General features: G+C 37.8%; 18 protein-coding genes. 3 read left to right on the top strand and 15 right to left on the bottom strand.

All coding sequences use genetic code 11. The features are described from left to right. Window position 1: 1 nt before the first annotated feature. The 3 genes from H9655_RS02080 to rpsU form a co-directional block, all read right to left on the bottom strand. Window positions 2–1,318, bottom strand: a complete 1,317-nt coding sequence (locus tag H9655_RS02080) for an NfeD family protein (protein ID WP_191810410.1) — start codon at window positions 1,316–1,318, stop codon at window positions 2–4. A 222-nt stretch (window positions 1,319–1,540) separates the two neighbouring features. Continuing rightward, window positions 1,541–1,984, bottom strand: a complete 444-nt coding sequence (locus H9655_RS02075) for a GatB/YqeY domain-containing protein (RefSeq protein WP_095372517.1) — start codon at window positions 1,982–1,984, stop codon at window positions 1,541–1,543. A gap of 16 nt (window positions 1,985–2,000) precedes the next feature. Further along, a complete protein-coding gene (gene rpsU / locus H9655_RS02070; RefSeq protein ID WP_066201342.1) occupies window positions 2,001–2,174 on the bottom strand; it encodes a 30S ribosomal protein S21 in 174 nt (57 codons plus the stop codon). 229 nt (window positions 2,175–2,403) lie between these two features. Between rpsU and H9655_RS02065 the strand changes: the two genes are divergently transcribed. Continuing rightward, window positions 2,404–3,330, top strand: a complete 927-nt coding sequence (locus H9655_RS02065) for a Na/Pi symporter (protein ID WP_191810408.1) — start codon at window positions 2,404–2,406, stop codon at window positions 3,328–3,330. A gap of 81 nt (window positions 3,331–3,411) precedes the next feature. Here H9655_RS02065 and deoC read toward each other — a convergent pair whose 3' ends face one another. Further along, complete coding sequence (gene deoC / locus H9655_RS02060) at window positions 3,412–4,083, bottom strand: deoxyribose-phosphate aldolase (protein WP_191810406.1); 672 nt, start codon at window positions 4,081–4,083, stop codon at window positions 3,412–3,414. Between the two features lie 297 nt (window positions 4,084–4,380). Between deoC and H9655_RS02055 the strand changes: the two genes are divergently transcribed. Continuing rightward, window positions 4,381–4,581 carry a helix-turn-helix transcriptional regulator gene (locus H9655_RS02055; protein ID WP_191810404.1) on the top strand — a complete coding sequence of 67 codons (201 nt, stop codon included), beginning with the start codon at window positions 4,381–4,383 and terminating at the stop codon, window positions 4,579–4,581. A gap of 7 nt (window positions 4,582–4,588) precedes the next feature. Then, complete coding sequence (locus tag H9655_RS02050) at window positions 4,589–5,017, top strand: hypothetical protein (RefSeq protein WP_191810402.1); 429 nt, start codon at window positions 4,589–4,591, stop codon at window positions 5,015–5,017. A 141-nt stretch (window positions 5,018–5,158) separates the two neighbouring features. Here H9655_RS02050 and mtaB read toward each other — a convergent pair whose 3' ends face one another. From mtaB to gpr, 11 genes are all read right to left on the bottom strand, one after another. Beyond that, complete coding sequence (gene mtaB, locus H9655_RS02045; protein ID WP_191810400.1) at window positions 5,159–6,502, bottom strand: tRNA (N(6)-L-threonylcarbamoyladenosine(37)-C(2))-methylthiotransferase MtaB; 1,344 nt, start codon at window positions 6,500–6,502, stop codon at window positions 5,159–5,161. A gap of 6 nt (window positions 6,503–6,508) precedes the next feature. Continuing rightward, window positions 6,509–7,255 carry a 16S rRNA (uracil(1498)-N(3))-methyltransferase gene (locus H9655_RS02040; protein WP_191810398.1) on the bottom strand — a complete coding sequence of 249 codons (747 nt, stop codon included), beginning with the start codon at window positions 7,253–7,255 and terminating at the stop codon, window positions 6,509–6,511. 58 nt (window positions 7,256–7,313) lie between these two features. Further along, window positions 7,314–8,252 carry a 50S ribosomal protein L11 methyltransferase gene (gene prmA, locus H9655_RS02035; protein WP_191810396.1) on the bottom strand — a complete coding sequence of 313 codons (939 nt, stop codon included), beginning with the start codon at window positions 8,250–8,252 and terminating at the stop codon, window positions 7,314–7,316. Between the two features lie 22 nt (window positions 8,253–8,274). Next, complete coding sequence (gene dnaJ / locus H9655_RS02030) at window positions 8,275–9,396, bottom strand: molecular chaperone DnaJ (RefSeq protein ID WP_191811339.1); 1,122 nt, start codon at window positions 9,394–9,396, stop codon at window positions 8,275–8,277. 354 nt (window positions 9,397–9,750) lie between these two features. After that, window positions 9,751–11,586, bottom strand: a complete 1,836-nt coding sequence (dnaK, locus tag H9655_RS02025) for a molecular chaperone DnaK (RefSeq protein WP_191810393.1) — start codon at window positions 11,584–11,586, stop codon at window positions 9,751–9,753. A 29-nt stretch (window positions 11,587–11,615) separates the two neighbouring features. Next, complete coding sequence (gene grpE, locus H9655_RS02020; protein ID WP_191810391.1) at window positions 11,616–12,236, bottom strand: nucleotide exchange factor GrpE; 621 nt, start codon at window positions 12,234–12,236, stop codon at window positions 11,616–11,618. Between the two features lie 58 nt (window positions 12,237–12,294). Then, window positions 12,295–13,326, bottom strand: coding sequence for a heat-inducible transcriptional repressor HrcA (hrcA, locus tag H9655_RS02015; protein WP_191810390.1), 1,032 nt, complete (start codon window positions 13,324–13,326; stop codon window positions 12,295–12,297). A gap of 252 nt (window positions 13,327–13,578) precedes the next feature. After that, on the bottom strand, window positions 13,579–14,712 hold the full coding sequence (gene hemW / locus H9655_RS02010) for a radical SAM family heme chaperone HemW (RefSeq protein ID WP_191810389.1): 1,134 nt from the start codon (window positions 14,710–14,712) through the stop codon (window positions 13,579–13,581). Window positions 14,713–14,895: 183 nt separating this feature from the next. Further along, complete coding sequence (lepA, locus tag H9655_RS02005; RefSeq protein ID WP_191810388.1) at window positions 14,896–16,731, bottom strand: translation elongation factor 4; 1,836 nt, start codon at window positions 16,729–16,731, stop codon at window positions 14,896–14,898. Window positions 16,732–17,128: 397 nt separating this feature from the next. Then, a complete protein-coding gene (locus H9655_RS02000) occupies window positions 17,129–17,422 on the bottom strand; it encodes a DUF3679 domain-containing protein (protein WP_191810387.1) in 294 nt (97 codons plus the stop codon). A gap of 66 nt (window positions 17,423–17,488) precedes the next feature. Further along, complete coding sequence (gpr, locus tag H9655_RS01995) at window positions 17,489–18,607, bottom strand: GPR endopeptidase (RefSeq protein WP_191810385.1); 1,119 nt, start codon at window positions 18,605–18,607, stop codon at window positions 17,489–17,491. Window positions 18,608–18,621 lie beyond the last annotated feature (14 nt).

Below are 18,621 nucleotides of genomic sequence, written 5' to 3'. Positions count from 1 at the left end.
GTTATTTATCTAAATTTGTTAATTCACGGACGACTACTCTCGAGCCCTCTGCTTTGATGACTTCCACTTTTGCATCTTTTTTAATAAATCCACCTTCACTAACGACATCAATTCTTTCATTTTCAATGACAATCGTTCCTGATGGACGTAATCCTGTTAAAGCGTAGCCTTGTTTTCCAATTAGCTCTGAACGGGATTTATTTGAGATGTATCCTCTTTCAGTATTTGTAGAATCGCTTAAAATTAGTTTTTTAAAGAATTTCATTTTTTTACCAAACACCTTTACCATTAGAATAGAAACCGCAATAGATAATATAGCCGCAATCATAATGGAGGTTGCCATATGTTGCACATCAGCACCTGCCATGAATAAACTCCCAATTACTGCAGCAATCCCCAACACTCCGGCGATACCACCTGGGAGGAAAAACTCTGCGATAATTAACCCAATTCCAATAATAAATACAATGAGTGATTCATACCCGGCAAAGCCAGCAACCATATGACCGTAAAAAAATAAACCAAGAGCTGTGAGTCCCATTATACCTGGAATACCAAACCCAGGAGAATAGAGCTCTAGCAGTAATCCAATACTTCCTATAGATAGAAGAATAGGTACAATGATTGGATGTGTGATAAATCTAGCTATTTTCTCAGCAAAACTTGCCTCGATAGACCTTACCTCTGCATCTTCATAACCTAAATGTTCTAAAAGCTCTGCTTGCGTAGCAAATGTCCCTTCTGAATATTCCACCTGTTCTGCTTGACTAGCTGTTAACGTCAATAATTTTCCTTTCGGTGCACCTAATTCAGGTAAATCGATTGAATCATCTGCCATTGCTTGAGCAATCTCTGGATCTCTCCCACTTTGTTCAGCCGCTGCCGTCATAGTAGATAACCATGCTGAAACTGCTTTTTTATCAGCTGTGTTACCTTCTTGATCGATAATCGCTGCCGAACCCATTGTAGCTCCCGGCGTCATATAAATCTCATCCATGTTTAATGAAATATACGCACCAGCAGACAATGCTTGTTTATTCACAAATGAAATCGTTTTAATATTTGTAGATGATAATACTCTGCCAATTTCCTTGGCCGCTTCTACTTCACCGCCAGGCGTGTTTACTTCGAAAATAATCGCACTTGCTTGATTTTCTTCAGCTGTAGTCACCGCTCTATTGATAAAAGCATGCAATCCTTTTTCAACAGTCTCTTCTATTGGTACGACATACACAACCTCGTTATCAGCCTTGCTGATCGGTGTCATCATGACGAAAAATGCCCATAAAAACGAAAGGATGATTGTCGCTTTTCTCATTCTCTTCTCCCCTCCCCCCTTATACAGAAATACCTATGATTGTTATACGGCTGGCGCGTGAAAAGGTTTCATTTTTCTTTACTTATTTTGATTATGATTACATAAAGTAAAAAATGTGACTATGTAATATGTATAAAAAGAAACCTTACTCCTAGTATGGCATCTTTTAGACAAAATAAAAAGACCGTAAGCTCGAAAGCTCCGGTCTTTCCGTACATCTTTTTATGAAAGGTGTTGTTGTACAAGTTTATTAATAAGTGCACCGTCTGCCTTGCCTTTTAGCTTTGGCATAATGGCTGACATCACTTTACCCATTTCAGCTTTCGATGTAGCGCCTGTATCGGCAATGGTTTGTTTAACGATAGCAGATACCTCTTCATCAGAGAGCTGCTCAGGCATATATAACTCTACGTACTGTAATTCAGTACGAATTTTTTCAACTAGATCTTCACGACCTGCCTTGTCAAATTCATGGAGGGAATCCTTGCGTTGCTTTACTTCGCGAGAAAGGACAGTAAGTTCCTGATCCTCGGTAAGATCTTTTCCTTCCTTGATCGCCTCATTTTGCAATGAAGCTTTGATCATCCGAATCACAGTTAACTTATCTTTTTCTTTGTTCCTCATCGCTTGTTTCATATCTTCATTTAAACGCTCGAGAAGACTCACTTACATACACCCTCTCTTAAAACTTGCGCTTTCTTGCAGCTTCAGACTTTTTCTTACGTTTGATACTTGGTTTTTCGTAGAATTCGCGCTTTCTTGCTTCTTGCAAAGTACCAGTTTTTGATACTGAACGTTTGAAGCGACGAAGAGCATCTTCAAGCGATTCGTTTTTACGAACGACGGTTTTAGACATTCTCTTTCCCTCCCTCCGAGCACAACACACTTACATGTCAACATGGAATACCATGTACTTTGCAATTATAATATAACAGCGGTGTGAGGTCAACTGTATTTCACCTAGTCTTTCGCTGTTTAAAGATAAATGTACGTTTGTCTTATTTATTTTTATTATTTATTTTTTTGATTCTTCGTATGCATGTCCCTCAATTTTTCACCATATGCTTTTCTAGGAGGGACAAAGCATGACTTCATTTCTTATTTTTATAATAATGATTGCTGTTTTTATTTTTGGCATGACTTTATTGCGAAAAGGGCTATTCTATTTATCAGCAGATTCAACGAAACGCTGGTTAACAAAGTTTACAAATACACCGCTTAAAGGGATGATGGTTGGCATCCTCTTAACAGCTATTATGCAGAGTAGTTCTGCAGTTATGATTATCACCATTGGTTTAGTTGCTGTTCACTTACTTACTTTCCGCCAAACGATTGGTATTATTTTAGGGACAAACATTGGCACAACTATCACCACAGAGTTAATTACTTTCAATATAGAATCTTTTATTTTACCGATTGCTATTATTGGCATGTTATGTGCATTAATAAGGCGGCGATCCTTTCAGAGTATTGGCATTGGATTAATGGGCATCGCTTGCGTATTTGCTGCGATGAGGGGGTTTGAACATTTAGCTTTTTCCATTAAAGAAACCCCATGGATAAGAGATTTTCTTATCACATTAGATCAAAGCCTATTCTTAGCCGTTATAACCGGTATTGTTCTTACTGCGATTATTCAGTCAAGTACTGCCACTACAGGTATTCTGATGGGGTTTTTAACAGCAGGTGGGATGGACCTCAGTACAGCGATTGCTATCATGCTTGGTTCCAACATCGGCACTTGCGCCGATGCCTATCTCGCCAGTATCGGTGGACGTAAGGAAGCAAAGTTAACTGCTTATGCCCACATTTGGTTGAATATAATAGGTGTATTGCTCTTCTATCCATTCATTGAAATGCTAACAAATTTTGGTATTACTTCAACAGACGAGATTGATAGGCAACTTGCTCATGTCGGTGTCCTTTTTAATGTCATCACTTCCCTTCTCGTTCTACCTTTTGTCAAACCTTTCAGTGACTTGATTATTCGCCTACATGACAGAAAACAGTAGTGATATTGTTGTTCTATCATCCTCCACAGTCAAAAAGAGAGCCGAACATGTAAAATGTCCGGCTCTCTTGCAACAACTATATTAATAATCTGTTGTAGCTGTTAATCCATTTACGATAGCAATGCCTGAGCTTGCACCGATTCTAGTCGCCCCAGCATCAATGACTGCTTGTGCATCTTCAGCACTTCTCACTCCACCAGAAGCTTTGACCCCAATATCAGGACCTACCGTTTCTCTCATTAATTTCACATCAGCAACCGTTGCGCCACCAGTTGAGAAGCCAGTTGATGTTTTAACATAATCCGCTCCTGCTTTAACAGCCAATTGACACGCGATTACTTTTTCTGCATCTGTTAACAAACAAGTCTCGATAATTACTTTTGTCAAAGCCTTACCTTCTGCCGCCGCCACAACTGCACGGATATCCTCTTCTACAACATCTAATTTGCCACTTTTAAGTGCGCCAATATTAATTACCATATCAACTTCTTTGGCTCCTTGTTTGATGGCTTGTGTTGTTTCAAAAGCTTTCACATCTTTATCCGATGCACCTAACGGGAAGCCAATTACTGTGCAAACAGCCACATCTGATTCCTGAAGAAGTTTAGCCGCTTGTGAAACCCATGTAGGATTTACACATACAGAAGCAAAGCCATTCTCTTTTGCCTCCTTACATAAAGTATCAATTTGCTCAGCCGTTGCATCAGCTTTCAATAATGTATGATCAATCATTTTTGCTATATTATTTGTCATCAATGAAATCTCCTTTTTTATAAAATACTTTCCTACTTATTTTTCTCTAATAGTTGTCCGTACCTCTGTTATCATATCATTTTATGAATGAAATATCGAGAATCTCTTTAGTAAAATGAGACAAACTGATTAAATGTAGGTTCTAAAACATACTTAAGACTCTTTTTCAAGATGTTAAGGTAATAATTTATACCTAGTACTTTATTATCCTTATATTGAAAGGCTGTTATTCATGTAACATATATATTGAATAATGTAATATATATGTTACAATTTAGAAAAGGAGTGATACAATATTTGGATAATAAGGTTAAAATTTCTCGTATTCACGTAAATTTGACACAACAAGAACTCGCAGAAAAGATAGGGGTTACTCGCCAAACCATCAGTTTAATTGAAAAGGGCAAGTATAACCCTTCTCTCAAATTATGTCTGGATATATGTTACGCAGTGAATAAAACATTAGATGAAGTATTTTGGATAGAAAAAGGTGGCTGATACACAGATGAAAAAGATCACAGATGAACGTTTAGTCTTACAAAACTTAAAAAATATACGAATTGCATTTATCATCCAGACCATTGGCATTCTTGGAATTTTAGGTTATGACTTAGTTACAAGTGGGTTAGATGAAATGAGGCAAAACCCACTATGGACAATATTTATAATCACCGGAGTTGTTTTAGCATATTTATCAATGAGTATTAGTACAGACCATGAAGATCATAAAATAAACCCGCGGAAAAGTCTCATTATCTCATTAGCCATTCTTATTTTCATTTCAACAATTGTTGGTTTTTTGGTCTCTGTCACTGAAGGATTTTCTATCATCAACGGAGTCATCGTGGGTGTCATTCTATTTATTTGTGGCTTTATTCCTATCATTTATATTTATTTTTTAAGAAAAAATCGCCAAGAGGAAGAAGCCGAATAAAATATTGGTTGTTGTGTGTTTATTTGATATAAATTAGATGATTGCTTATGGTTCTTTTTAGTTTTCTAGATTTTAATATTCGCCATTATAAACATTTAGGTAAAAAAGCTGACCGGTCAATGAACGGTCAGCTCTGATCATTTATACTGCTCTTTCTTTCATCTCATCCATGACACGAATAAATTGCCCTTCGTTATAAGGATAACCTGCTTTTGTTATTTTTACTTTGACTAATTTACCTACCATCTCTTCTGTTGCAGGAATGACTACTTTTAAGTAATTATCTGTATAGCCTACGTACAAATTCCCTTCTGGCGCATCTTTGTATTTTTCTTCAGGGATGATTTCGAGCACTTCATCTTCAAAACGACTTGCGTACTCTTTCGCTAGTTGATCAGATAAATGAATTAAGCGATGTACTCTTTCATTTTTAACTTCTTCATCAATTTGATCGGTCATTCGTGCTGCTGGTGTGCCCGTTCTACTTGAATAAGGAAAAACATGCAGCTCTGAAAATTTATGTTTTTTAATAAAATCATACGTCTCCATAAATTCTTCTTCTGTCTCACCAGGAAAACCGACAATGACATCTGAAGTGACTGCTAAACCTGGTAAGGCTTCTTTTAAGCGCTCAATTCGTTCAGCGAAAAACGCCATCGTGTACTTACGACGCATTCTTTTTAATACTGTGTCTGAGCCTGATTGAATCGGAATATGCAGATGACGGACAACGACCTTGGAGTTTCTGATTACTTCAATCACTTCATCCGTAATTTGACTTGCCTCAATAGATGAAATACGAATCCGTTTAATGCCTTTAACTTGTTCTTCTAAATCCTTTAATAGCATAGCTAGATTATAATTCTTAAGATCCTCGCCATAACCGCCAGTATGTATCCCAGTTAAGACAATTTCTTTATAACCAGCTTCCACTAATTGTTGCGCTTGATGAATCACTTCTTTTGGATCTCGAGATCTCATTAATCCACGAGCCCAAGGAATGATACAAAAGGTGCAGAAGTTATTACAACCTTCTTGTATTTTTAAAGAAGCACGCGTTCGATCTGTAAAGGCCGGAACATCTAGTTCCTCATAAACTCGATTTTTCATAATATTGCCGACCCCATTAATTGGTTGGCGTTCAGTTTTATACTGCTCAATATATCCTAACATTTTCTTCCGGTCCTGTGTGCCAACGACAACATCCACACCCGGAATGGCCATGATTTCTGCCGGAGATGTTTGTGCATAGCATCCTGTTACACAAATGACAGCGTCCGGATTTTTCCGAATGGCTCTACGAATAACTTGTCTGCTTTTTTTATCACCCGTATTCGTAACCGTACATGTGTTAATCACATACACATCAGAGGTAGATTCAAAACCGACACGATCGTATCCTTCTTCTTTAAACAATTGCCAGATGGCTTCTGTTTCATAATGGTTTACTTTACAACCAAGTGTATGAAAAGCTACTGATGGCATATATCTTCACTCCATTAATTCAAAATGATAAGAAACAGCTGAAAGGACATAGGAAGGTGCTGTTTCAGTTCTTAATATTCTTGGTCCTAATCCACAAGAAATAAACCCTTCATCCTCTAAAAGCGAAATTTCTTTCTCTGTCAGGCCACCTTCTGGCCCAAATATAAAAAATAAAGAGTCTCCTCGGGACATCCCCTTGAGTACTTGGTGAAAAGCTGATGATTCACCTTGTTTACTGCTTTCTTCATAAGCGACACATTTATAATCATAATTTTTACTTATTTCTAGTAACTGTTGTAAGGACTGTGGTCCATCCACATGTGGTACTATGATGCGATGAGACTGCTCGGCCGCTTCTTTAGCGATCTTTTGCCAACGATCTTTCTTTTTATTCGCCTTTTTTTCATCTAACTTTACAATGGAACGAGCTGACATAAAAGGGATAAACCGATGGGCGCCAAGTTCTGTGCCTTTTTGTATGATCCATTCGAGCTTATCCCCTTTAGGCAATCCGCTCACGATGGTAACATCAACCGGTAATTCGACATTTTTCTCTATCCATTGTACAACTTCTAACTCTACCACTTCAGAGGTAATGTTAACCAGTTTGCATTGAGCTGCTTTTCCATCAGGGTCTACACAAATAATTTCGTCACCTACGTTCATTCTCATTACGCGGGTAATATGATGATAATCATCATCTGTAATAAAAAAATGATCATTTTCTCTATGATTCACAAAATATCGTTGCATATATATAACCCCTTACTAAACGAATAAATAGGGGGAATTCATGACTCCCCCTAGTACATTACTGCTTCTTACCTATAATGGCAACCCAATCTTCCATTTGAATCGTTTCAACAATATCAAAACCACTTGATATCATCGCATCTTTAACAGCTTGTTTTTTCTGCTGAATAATGCCAGAAGCAATAAAATGACCTCCTGGTTTCACCACTTGTGCAACATCATCTGTAAAGCTGACAATTACTTCTGCTAAAATATTAGCGACAACTACTTCAGCTTGTACATTAATATTATCTAACAGATTGCCTTGAGACACCTCTACAATATCCTGCACTTTATTTAACTTGATATTGATTTTTGCTGAACGTACAGCAACTTCATCCAAATCGAGTGCAGTAATATGCTCAGCACCGAGCATCGCTCCAGCAATACTGAGCACACCTGACCCCGTACCAACATCAATAATATGATCACCAGGTGTAACAATATGCTCTAATGCTTGAATACACATCACTGTTGTTGGATGCGTCCCTGTTCCAAATGCCATTCCTGGGTCCAATTCAATAATGAGTTCATCACTACTTACTGGCGTGTATTCTTCCCAAGTCGGGACAATCGTGAATCGTTTAGAAATTTTTACAGGGTGATAGTACTTCTTCCAAGCAGTCGCCCACTCTTCTTCGTTCACTTCACTGATGCTGACCTCATTTTTACCAATATCAATGTTAAACGATAAAAGGTTACTAATGGCATTCTTTATCTCTTCTACTGTTTCACCTAAAAAGCTATTAATCGGTAAATAGGCTTTAACGATTACGCCTTCTTCTGGATAATCATGTGGATCGAGCTGGTAGATTTCGCCGTATTGATCTCTTCGTTCTTTCGTCAATTCAAATGGATCTTCAATCACTACACCACTTGCACCTGCTTCATGAAGAATATTTGAAATCGGCTCGACTGCTTCGTTCGCCGTGTGAACACTAATCTCTGACCATTTCATCTTACTACCAACTCCATTTCACTTATTCACCCTTAAAGGCACGCTTTACTTTTGAGAAGAATCCATCTTCTTGTTCACCTTGAGGTACTTTGCCACTCACTTCTGCAAATTCATTTAATAGCTGTCTTTGTTTATCTGATAATTTCGTCGGTGTTACCACTCTAACAATTATATGTTGATCACCAGTACCGTAACCTCTCACATTAGCTACACCTTTTCCTTTAAGACGGAATTTCGTGCCTGTCTGTGTTCCTGCTGGTACTTTGAGCTTAACCTTGCCGTGAAGCGTTGGAACTTCTACTTCATCCCCAAGTGCAGCCTGGACAAATGTAATTGGCATTTCACAATAAATATCGTCGCCATCCCTCTCAAAGAACTCATGAGCACGCACGTGGAAAACAACATATAAATCACCTGCTGGTCCACCGTTTACACCAGGTTCCCCTTGACCAGATACACGAAGCTGTTGGCCATCATCAATACCTGCTGGGATTTTTACACTGATTTTGCGACGTTTTTTCACTTTACCGTCGCCACCACATGTCGAACATTTATGTTTAATCTCTTTGCCCGTTCCATTACAGTAATTACATACACGACGGTTGACAATCTTACCAAACGGTGTGTTTTGCTCTACATTTAATTGACCGGATCCGTGACAATGTTTACATGTTTCCGGTTTCGTCCCAGGTTTCGCACCTGAACCATCACATGTTTCACACGTTTCTTCACGTGGAATTTCGATTTCAGTATCTTTACCAAAAGCGGCATCTTCGAAAGATACCGTCATATTATATTGCAAATCAGCACCTTGTCGCGGTGCATTCGGATCTCTTCTTCTCGATCCTCCACCAAAGAAAGAACTGAAGATATCTTCAAAGCCACCAAAGCCTTCGAAGCCACCTCCACCACCAAAGCCCTGGTTTGGATCTGTATGACCAAATTGATCGTAATGCGCTTTTTTCTGATCATCACTTAATACTTCATAAGCTTCTTTCACTTCTTTAAACTTTTCATCCGCACCAGGCTCTTTATTAATATCCGGATGATACTTCTTAGATAATTTTCTGTACGCTTTCTTTATTTCATCCTTAGACGCACCTTTACTAACGCCAAGGACTTCATAGTAATCCCTTTTATCCATGATTACCACTCCCCGATCCATTTCACATAAAAATAATTGTATCATCCCACCAACCCAAAAGGCAATAAGAAAAGCGAAAGCGGCTTGCTCTGGAGCGACAAGCATCTTCATGTGCGCTGCCATCCAACATGTCCACTTAGCTTCACCTATACGGGTGAGGATACATAATTTTTATGACTATTTTATGTTCTTTTCATTAACAAAGTGTGGTTTATTGTTTAGAAATAAGAAGTAAGCTGACGATTGCTTCCTTACTTCTTATTTCTAAACGAATGCCACTAAAAGAAAATTGAATGCAAAAATAAAGCCAAAGCCAAGTAATACCTGACTTTGACTTTTGTTTGGACTTTAAAATTATTTTTTATCGTCGTCTACTTCTTCGTACTCAGCATCTACCACATTATCGTCTGCTTTTTTAGATGCATCGCCTTCTGCACCTTGAGCTGCTTGAGCTTGTTGTTGTGCTTCTTCATATAACTTCATAGTCAAAGCTTGAACGATTTCTTGAAGTGCATCTTTCTTCGTGCGAATGTCTTCTAAGTCACCTTTTTCAATGGCAGCTTTCAATTCATCCTTCGCTTCATTTGCTTTTGTCACTTCTGCTTCTTCTACTTTACCTTCAAGGTCTTTTAATGTTTTTTCAGTAGTGAAAACTAATTGATCTGCTTCATTGCGAAGTTCAACTTCTTCTTTACGTTGTTTATCCGCTTCTGCATTATCTTCAGCTTCTTTCACCATACGATCGATTTCTTCATCTGAAAGACCTGTTGAAGATTTGATTGTGATAGCTTGTTCTTTATTTGTGCCAAGATCCTTCGCACGAACATTCACAATACCGTTTTTATCGATATCAAATGATACTTCAATTTGTGGCACACCACGTGGTGCTGGTGGAATATCTCCTAATTGGAAACGACCTAATGTTTTATTATCTTGTGCCATTGGACGTTCACCTTGAAGTACATGAATATCAACAGCAGATTGGTTATCAGCAGCCGTAGAGAATACTTGTGATTTAGATGTTGGGATAGTTGTATTACGCTCAATTAGCTTCGTGAATACCGCACCCATTGTTTCAATACCTAGTGAAAGTGGAGTTACGTCAAGTAAAACAACGTCTTTCACATCACCAGTGATTACACCACCTTGAATAGCAGCTCCCATCGCTACGACTTCATCAGGGTTTACCCCTTTATGTGGATCTTTACCTGTTTCTTTTTTAATCGCTTCTTGTACAGCTGGAATACGCGTAGAACCACCAACAAGAATAACTTTATCAATTTCTGATGGAGAAAGGTCAGCATCTTTTAACGCTTGGCGAGTTGGTCCCATTGTGCGTTCAACTAAATCTGCAGAAAGCTCATCAAATTTTGCTCTTGATAAAGTAACTTCTAAGTGAAGTGGTCCAGCTTCTCCTGCTGTAATAAATGGTAAAGAAACTTGCGTAGAAGTCACACCTGAAAGGTCTTTTTTCGCTTTTTCAGCTGCATCTTTCAAACGTTGAAGTGCCATTTTATCTTTAGCTAAATCAATACCATTTTCTTTTTTGAATTGTTCTACCAAGTAGTCAATGATCACTTGGTCAAAGTCATCTCCACCTAGTCGATTATCCCCTGCAGTAGATTTTACTTCAAATACGCCATCTCCTAATTCAAGGATAGAGACGTCAAAAGTACCACCACCAAGGTCATAAACTAAAATCGTTTGATCTTCGTCCGTTTTATCCATACCGTAAGCAAGTGCGGCAGCAGTTGGTTCGTTAATGATACGCTCAACTTCTAACCCTGCAATTTTACCAGCATCTTTTGTTGCTTGACGCTCAGCATCATTAAAATAAGCAGGAACAGTGATAACAGCTTTATCAACTGTTTCACCAAGATAATCTTCAGCATAACCTTTTAAGTATTGAAGGATAGCTGCAGAAACTTCTTGTGGAGAAAGCTCTTTACCTTCTGCTTCTACTTTATAATCTGTTCCCATATGGCGTTTAATTGAAATAATTGTATTCGGGTTCGTAATTGCTTGTCGTTTAGCTACTTCCCCTACTTGACGTTCACCATTTTTGAAAGAAACAACTGATGGAGTTGTTCTATTTCCTTCAGGGTTTGGAACTACCTTTGCTTCGCCGCCTTCAAGCACGGCAACACATGAATTTGTTGTTCCTAAGTCAATACCAATAATTTTGCCCATGATCTATACCTCCATTACATAATATGTAGTTATTGATTTACTTTAACCATTGCCGGTCGAATGACACGGTCTTTCAGTAAATAACCTTTTTGAAATTCTTCAACGACTACATTAGAATCGTAGCCTTCTTCCTCCACCTGCATAACAGCTTGATGGAATTGAGGGTCAAATACTTGGCCTACAGCTTCAATCTGTTCAACGCCTTCTTTTTTCAGCGCCTCAATTAAACTGCGATAAACCATTTCCATTCCTTGTAGCAATGATTGCACGTTACTATCGTCTGTATTAGTAGATTGCAGTGCTCTTTCAAAGTTATCAAGGGCTGGTAATAAATCTGATACTAAGCTTTGTGCTCTATATTTTTCAGACGCTTCGCGATCTAATTTCGCACGACGTCTGCTATTATCAAAATCAGCTTGTAATCTTAAATAACGATTATCGGCCTCTTCCACCTTTTTCTCAAGCTCTGCCACCTTAGCTTCCAGCGCAGAAACCTCACTATTTACTTCAGATGAATCACCTTCAGATTGAGTGTCAGCAGCTTCACCAAAAACTTCTTCTGGTTGAATGTTTTCTTGCTCGGATTTGTTTACCTCTTCTTGTAGAGTCTCTTTTTCTTCTGCCAACTTTTTCACCTCCCTTAAATGCATTGGGTTCATAGTTAAAGGGGTGGAAGCGAAATTCCACCCTTATTCAATATTTCCAGGGTTATTCGTTTTGATACAGCCTAGTCAACTCATAAGATAAGCCTTTACTTAAAAATTGTAGCAAACTAATGACTCTGGAATATTCCATTCTGGTTGGTCCTAATATAGCAATCGTTCCTAATTGTTCTACACCAATAGAATAGCTTGCAGTAATTAAACTACAATTATCCATCGCAGAATTTTTATTTTCGGTACCAATTTTAACGCGGATACCTGAGGAATGATTACGTATTAAATCATAAATCCCTTCTTCCTGCTCAATCATATAAAGTAAGTCTTTTACCTTGTCTATATCATGAAACTCAGGTTGACTTAATATATTCGTTTTCCCGCCAAAGAACAATTTCTCATTTGCAGGCATTTGAATCGTATCAATAATTGAGTGGTAAAGAAAGTCATAATGTTGGATATGCTGGCGTAAAACGATGGCAACTTCTTTATAAATCGTTTGATTCAGATGTTCAATTGGTACACCTACTAAACGATCGTTTAAGATATTGACCATCATTTCAATATCTGCTGGGTTCATGGATTCAGGAAAATGAAACATTCTATTTTCCACATGCCCAGTATCTGTCACAATAATTGCAATGGCTGTGTGATCATTCAATGGAACGATTTGAATTCTTTTTAATCTATTTTCCTTCACTGCCGGACCTAAAACGATGGAAGTGTAATTCGTCATTTCAGAAAGAATTTTAGCTGATTTTTGCACGATTTTTTCTAATTCGTACATTTTATCACTAAAAATGCTTTTCATTTGTACAACTTCACTTTTATTAAGTTGCTGCGGGGATAATAGATGGTCGACATAGTATCTATAACCCTTCTCAGAAGGGATTCGTCCTGATGAGGTATGAGTTTTTTCTAAAAAACCAAGCTCCTCTAAATCAGCCATTTCATTCCTAATTGTCGCCGAGCTAAAAGAAATTTCATCTTTCTTAGATAATGTTCTTGAGCCAACCGGCTGTGCCGTCTGAATAAAATCATCAACAATTACTTGGAATATCAACAATTGACGATCTGTTAACACAGTAATCACCTCTGTTAGCACTCTCATTTAATGAGTGCTAAATCTAATAATAAATTATCAAATCTAGGAGCGAGTGTCAATCATTTGCGCCTTATCTCCATCATAATTATTAAAAGAAAGACAACAAACCATCTTTCAAAGAAGTATGTTGAAGGTACCACTCGTATAATAGTCGCTTAGACTGTTATGATTTCAACATATTCTTTTCTCGATACAACTGATAAATAGAGCGGTAGCCTTTTACAGCTTTGTTCATTTAATAAATGATTGAAAAACTTCGTTGCCTAATAATCGGCCTTGCTTTGTTAATTGAATAGAATCATCTTTTATTTCTAGTAATGACTTCTGTTCGTGTGCCATTAATTCTTCACGAAATACCTCCATGATATCTATATCAAATTTCTCCTTAAAACCTTTCATCGAAACACCTTGTGTTTTACGAAGTCCAAGAAACATTTCTTCCTCCATTTTCTCCTTCTTCGTCACTTCATGTTTGTCCATAATAGGCAACTGATTTTGATCTAATGGTTCCATATATTTTTTTAAAGGGCCGTAATTAGAGCGGCGATAACCATCTACATAGCTATGGGCGCCAGCACCAAACCCAAAATAAGCTTCATTATTCCAATAGGTTAAATTATGTTTACTTTCAAAGCCAGGCTTAGAAAAATTACTAATTTCATACTGCTCAAAGCCATTCTCTTTCATCTTTTCCATCAATAACTCATACATTGCTGCTTCAACATCCTCCCCAGGAGTATGAAGTTTACCTTTACGCATCAGGTTATAAAATACGGTTTTCGGCTCTATAATCAGCGAGTAAGCAGAAAAATGTTGAACATCTAATTGAAAGGAAGTGTTTAAAGTTTCTTGGAAGTCTGCCATCGTTTGAGTAGGCAAGCTGTATATCAGATCTATACTCATATTCTTAAAACCAGCTTTTTTTGCAGATTCCACTGACTGATACACATCTTTCGCTCGATGGACTCTACCAATTTTTTCTAACAATTGATCGTTAAATGTTTGTACACCTAAGCTTAAGCGATTGACCCCATGATCGAACAACAACTTAAGTTTTTCGTATGATAAGTCACCTGGATTAGCTTCAAAAGTAAACTCATACTGACCAGCAAGAGGTAATCTTTTACGAATCGACTCTAGAAAAGTGGCAAGTTGCTTTTCATTCAAAGCAGTCGGTGTCCCTCCTCCGACGAATATAGTCTTAAAAGGAGCGTATTCACTGCTGTTCATCGTGATTTCCATTTCTTTATCTAAATATTGTAGATACTCATCTACTGGTTGTCCCTTTAAGAAGACTTTATTAAAATCACAATAGTGACAAATATGTTCACAAAACGGTATATGAAGGTATGCCGCTTGAATCATTACTTTCACAACCTTACTTTTTTAGGTTTCTCATCTTGATGAGTTTAGCAAAAACAATCTTTGGACTTTCCATTCTAGTCTCTTTGTTTCTGCTTCTATTTTAAAAATTTAAAACGGAAAAAAATAGGCTAGGATACGCCTATGGGAAAGCATACCTAACCTATCCTAATAAAGCAATTTATTTTATTTCTTCGTATTATTATCGTCCATTTTTAATACAGCCATAAATGCTTCTTGCGGTACTTCAACCGACCCAACTTGCTTCATGCGCTTTTTCCCTTCTTTTTGCTTTTCAAGCAATTTTCTTTTACGGGAAATATCTCCACCATAACATTTTGCAAGGACATTTTTACGCATCGCTTTTATTGTTGAACGAGCAATGATCTTTTGCCCAACTGCTGCTTGAATAGGGACTTCAAACTGTTGACGCGGAATAAGTTCTTTTAATTTTTCAACAATCACTTTTCCTCGTTCATATGCAAAGTCTTTATGAACAATAAAGCTAAGAGCATCCACTTTCTCTGCGTTTAATAAAATATCCATTTTCACAAGCTTAGATGGGCGATAACCGATTAATTCATAATCAAAAGACGCATACCCTTTTGTATTTGATTTTAATTGATCAAAAAAGTCATAAACAATTTCTGACAGAGGTATTTCATAAATAATATTCACACGTGACTCATCCATATATTGCATATCAATGAAATTGCCGCGTTTTAATTGACACAGTTCCATAATCGCACCGACATATTCATTTGGTGCCATCATCGTTGCTTTTACATACGGTTCTTCTACTCTTTCAATTTTTTGTGCATCCGGCATATCTGAAGGGTTATCAACTTTTAACTCCGTTCCATCTGTTAACACCACATCATAGATTACACTTGGTGCCGTTGTAATTAAATCAATCTTAAATTCTCGCTCAATTCTTTCTTGAATAATCTCCATATGCAGCAAACCTAAAAATCCACAACGGAACCCAAATCCAAGCGCCTGCGAAGTCTCAGGTTCGTACTGAAGAGCAGAGTCATTCAGTTCGAGTTTTTCAAGTGCTTCACGCAAATCATTGAATTTCGCACTATCAATCGGATAAAGTCCACAATAGACCATCGGGTTCAGTTTACGATAACCAGGTAACGGTTCTGTTGCACCATTCTTTGCACTTGTAATCGTGTCACCAACTCGTGTATCGCCTACGTTTTTAATTGCTGCCGTTAAGAAACCAACATCTCCAACTGAAAGCTCATCCATTGGCGTCGATTTAGGTGTAAATACGCCAACCTCAGTTACTTCGAACTCTTTGCCTGTGGCCATCATTTTTACTTTGTCGCCTACTTTAACTGTTCCATCAACGACGCGAATATAAGCAACAACTCCACGATAAGCATCATATAAGGAATCAAATATTAACGCTTTAAGAGGCGCATCTGGATCTCCAGTCGGTGCCGGAACCTTCTCTACCACTTGCTCTAGAATCTCTTCAATCCCAATCCCTGCTTTGGCAGATGCTAAAACAGCTTCAGAAGCATCAAGTCCAATGACTTCTTCCACTTCATTTCTTACACGCTCTGGATCGGCACTAGGTAAATCTATTTTATTAATCACAGGTAATATTTCTAAATCATTGTCTAACGCCAAGTATACATTAGCTAACGTTTGCGCCTCTATTCCTTGAGCAGCATCGACGACTAATACTGCACCCTCACATGCTGCTAAACTTCTGGACACCTCATATGTAAAATCGACATGCCCTGGCGTATCAATTAGATGGAAAGTATAAATTTCTCCATCCTTAGCTTTATATTTGAGTTGTACAGAATTTAATTTAATCGTAATGCCACGTTCTCTCTCTAAATCCATCGAATCTAGGAGCTGATCTTTCATTTCCCGCGAAGTAAGTGCATTTGTTTTTTCCAGAATACGGTCAGCCAATGTGGATTTCCCATGGTCAATATGAGCAATAATGGAAAAATTACGGGTCCTAGATTGCCTATTTAGTCTCTCTTCTCTATTCATGTAACTTTCTTCACTCCTATATAAAAGCGCAAATCACACATATGTGTATGGTTCACAACAGTTTTCACTAGTAAGCACACTAATGGTCTGGCTACACAAAGACTCTATATACGATCATCTTTGTTAGCCAAGTTTCTTAGCACTTAAAAAGTGGATGATATGTACTTCATTTATTTACTTGCTTCTCTATCTAATCGAAAAGACATACATATTTTTGATTATAGCAGTACAAAATGGAAGATTCAACGAAATTCATGAAAGGGTGTACAGATTCAATCGGAGTTTCATTTCTATTTTTAGAATAGAGAAGCTAGTTGGGGGATTGGTTTCATCTGACATCATTGACCATTTTTATAAATCCTAGGCGGATCCTTGAATCCACCTAGGGAATGCTCTATTACTCCTCATCTTTTGCTTGTACCTTATCAACTACCATATCAATGCCTGTTCTTGTTATGGCTTGCGTTCCTTTTGATATGGACTTACCAATAGATGAGAAGAGATTAAAGGACTTCATCTCCTCTAATTGTTTCTGCTTACCTTGTAAATCATGTGTGGATGCGCCCCTATCATCCCCGACTGTTAGGGTACTCATCTCTACCATTGCATGATTCGCTTGCTTCATACCAAACAAAACAGAAATAAACATGAGAGATATGATAAATATAGCTGCGATCATAAATCTTTTCATTCGAATCACCTTTTCCTTATTCTAGTAATAGATTGTATGAAAAGAATAGAAAAGATAGAACCTTTTTTATCTCGTATAAAAGCCTGTATTCTCTTGGTTTACTTTCGTATGGAGGGCAGCATTTAATCCATTAGCTAGTAAATTAGCCATATCTTCTATAAACACATCTACTTCTTTTGGGGTTACCATCAAGTTATGCCCCAGTGGAGATAGAACTTCCCCGATTAATTTACGTTTTTCTTCCTCAGGTAATGTACCCACAATACCCATAAATGTTTGTCGCTCATTCTCCTCAGGTAAATCTTCTTCAGATAGCTTGCGCTTTTCTCCAAATGTCATGCCAGCCGGTGTTAAAGAGCGAGAAGGCTTGTCCCCATCTTTTAGTTCCTTCCCAAAATGCTTGAGGATGAAATCTATTGTGTCACTTGTAATCGAAACAGCATCAACAACAGTTGGCACACCAATAGCAATAACCGGTACACCTAAAGTTTCTTTACTAATTTCCTTTCGCTTGTTGCCAACACCTGATCCAGGATGAATGCCTGTATCTGAAATTTGGATAGTAGAATTGACCCTTTCAATAGACCTTGCTGCTAGAGCGTCCACAGCAATGACAAAATCCGGCTTCGTTTTCTCAACAATACCAAACAAAATGTCACTTGTTTCAATACCCGTTAACCCCATTACACCAGGCGAAAGCGCGCTAACAGGACGATAACCATCTTCTACACTCTCAGGCTGTAACTCAAATAAGTGCCGAGTAATTAGTAAGTTTTCACATACTTCAGGTCCAATCGCATCAGGTGTAACATTCCAGTTCCCTAAACCAACGATTAAACACGAATCATTAGGGCCAATGCCAAGGTCTTTAATAAAGTAGGCCATTTCTTTAGCAAATAGCTTTTCCACTTGCAGTTGTGTTTCCGTATCTTGTTGTCTAATCCCCTGTACCTCTATTGTTAAATATTTACCTGGTTTTTTCCCTAGCATTTCACTTCCTTGTTCTGTCACTTCGACATAAGAGGTTTTCATGCCATTGTCTTCTTTTTCTTTTATAATAACGCCTTCGATTTGGGACTGATTCTCTTCACCGTGTATTCCTTGATTTTCTAATACGACCTCGCGAGCTTCTATCGCTAAGTCCGTTCTTATACCATATTTGCTTAAATCCAACTTCTCATTCAAAGCGAAACGACCAC

The sequence above is a fragment of the Cytobacillus stercorigallinarum genome, from assembly GCF_014836495.1.
Classification (GTDB): Bacteria; Bacillota; Bacilli; order Bacillales; family Cytobacillaceae; genus Cytobacillus; species Cytobacillus stercorigallinarum.
Note: the sequence above shows the minus strand (reverse complement) of the source record. Positions and strands in the feature narration are given on the sequence as shown.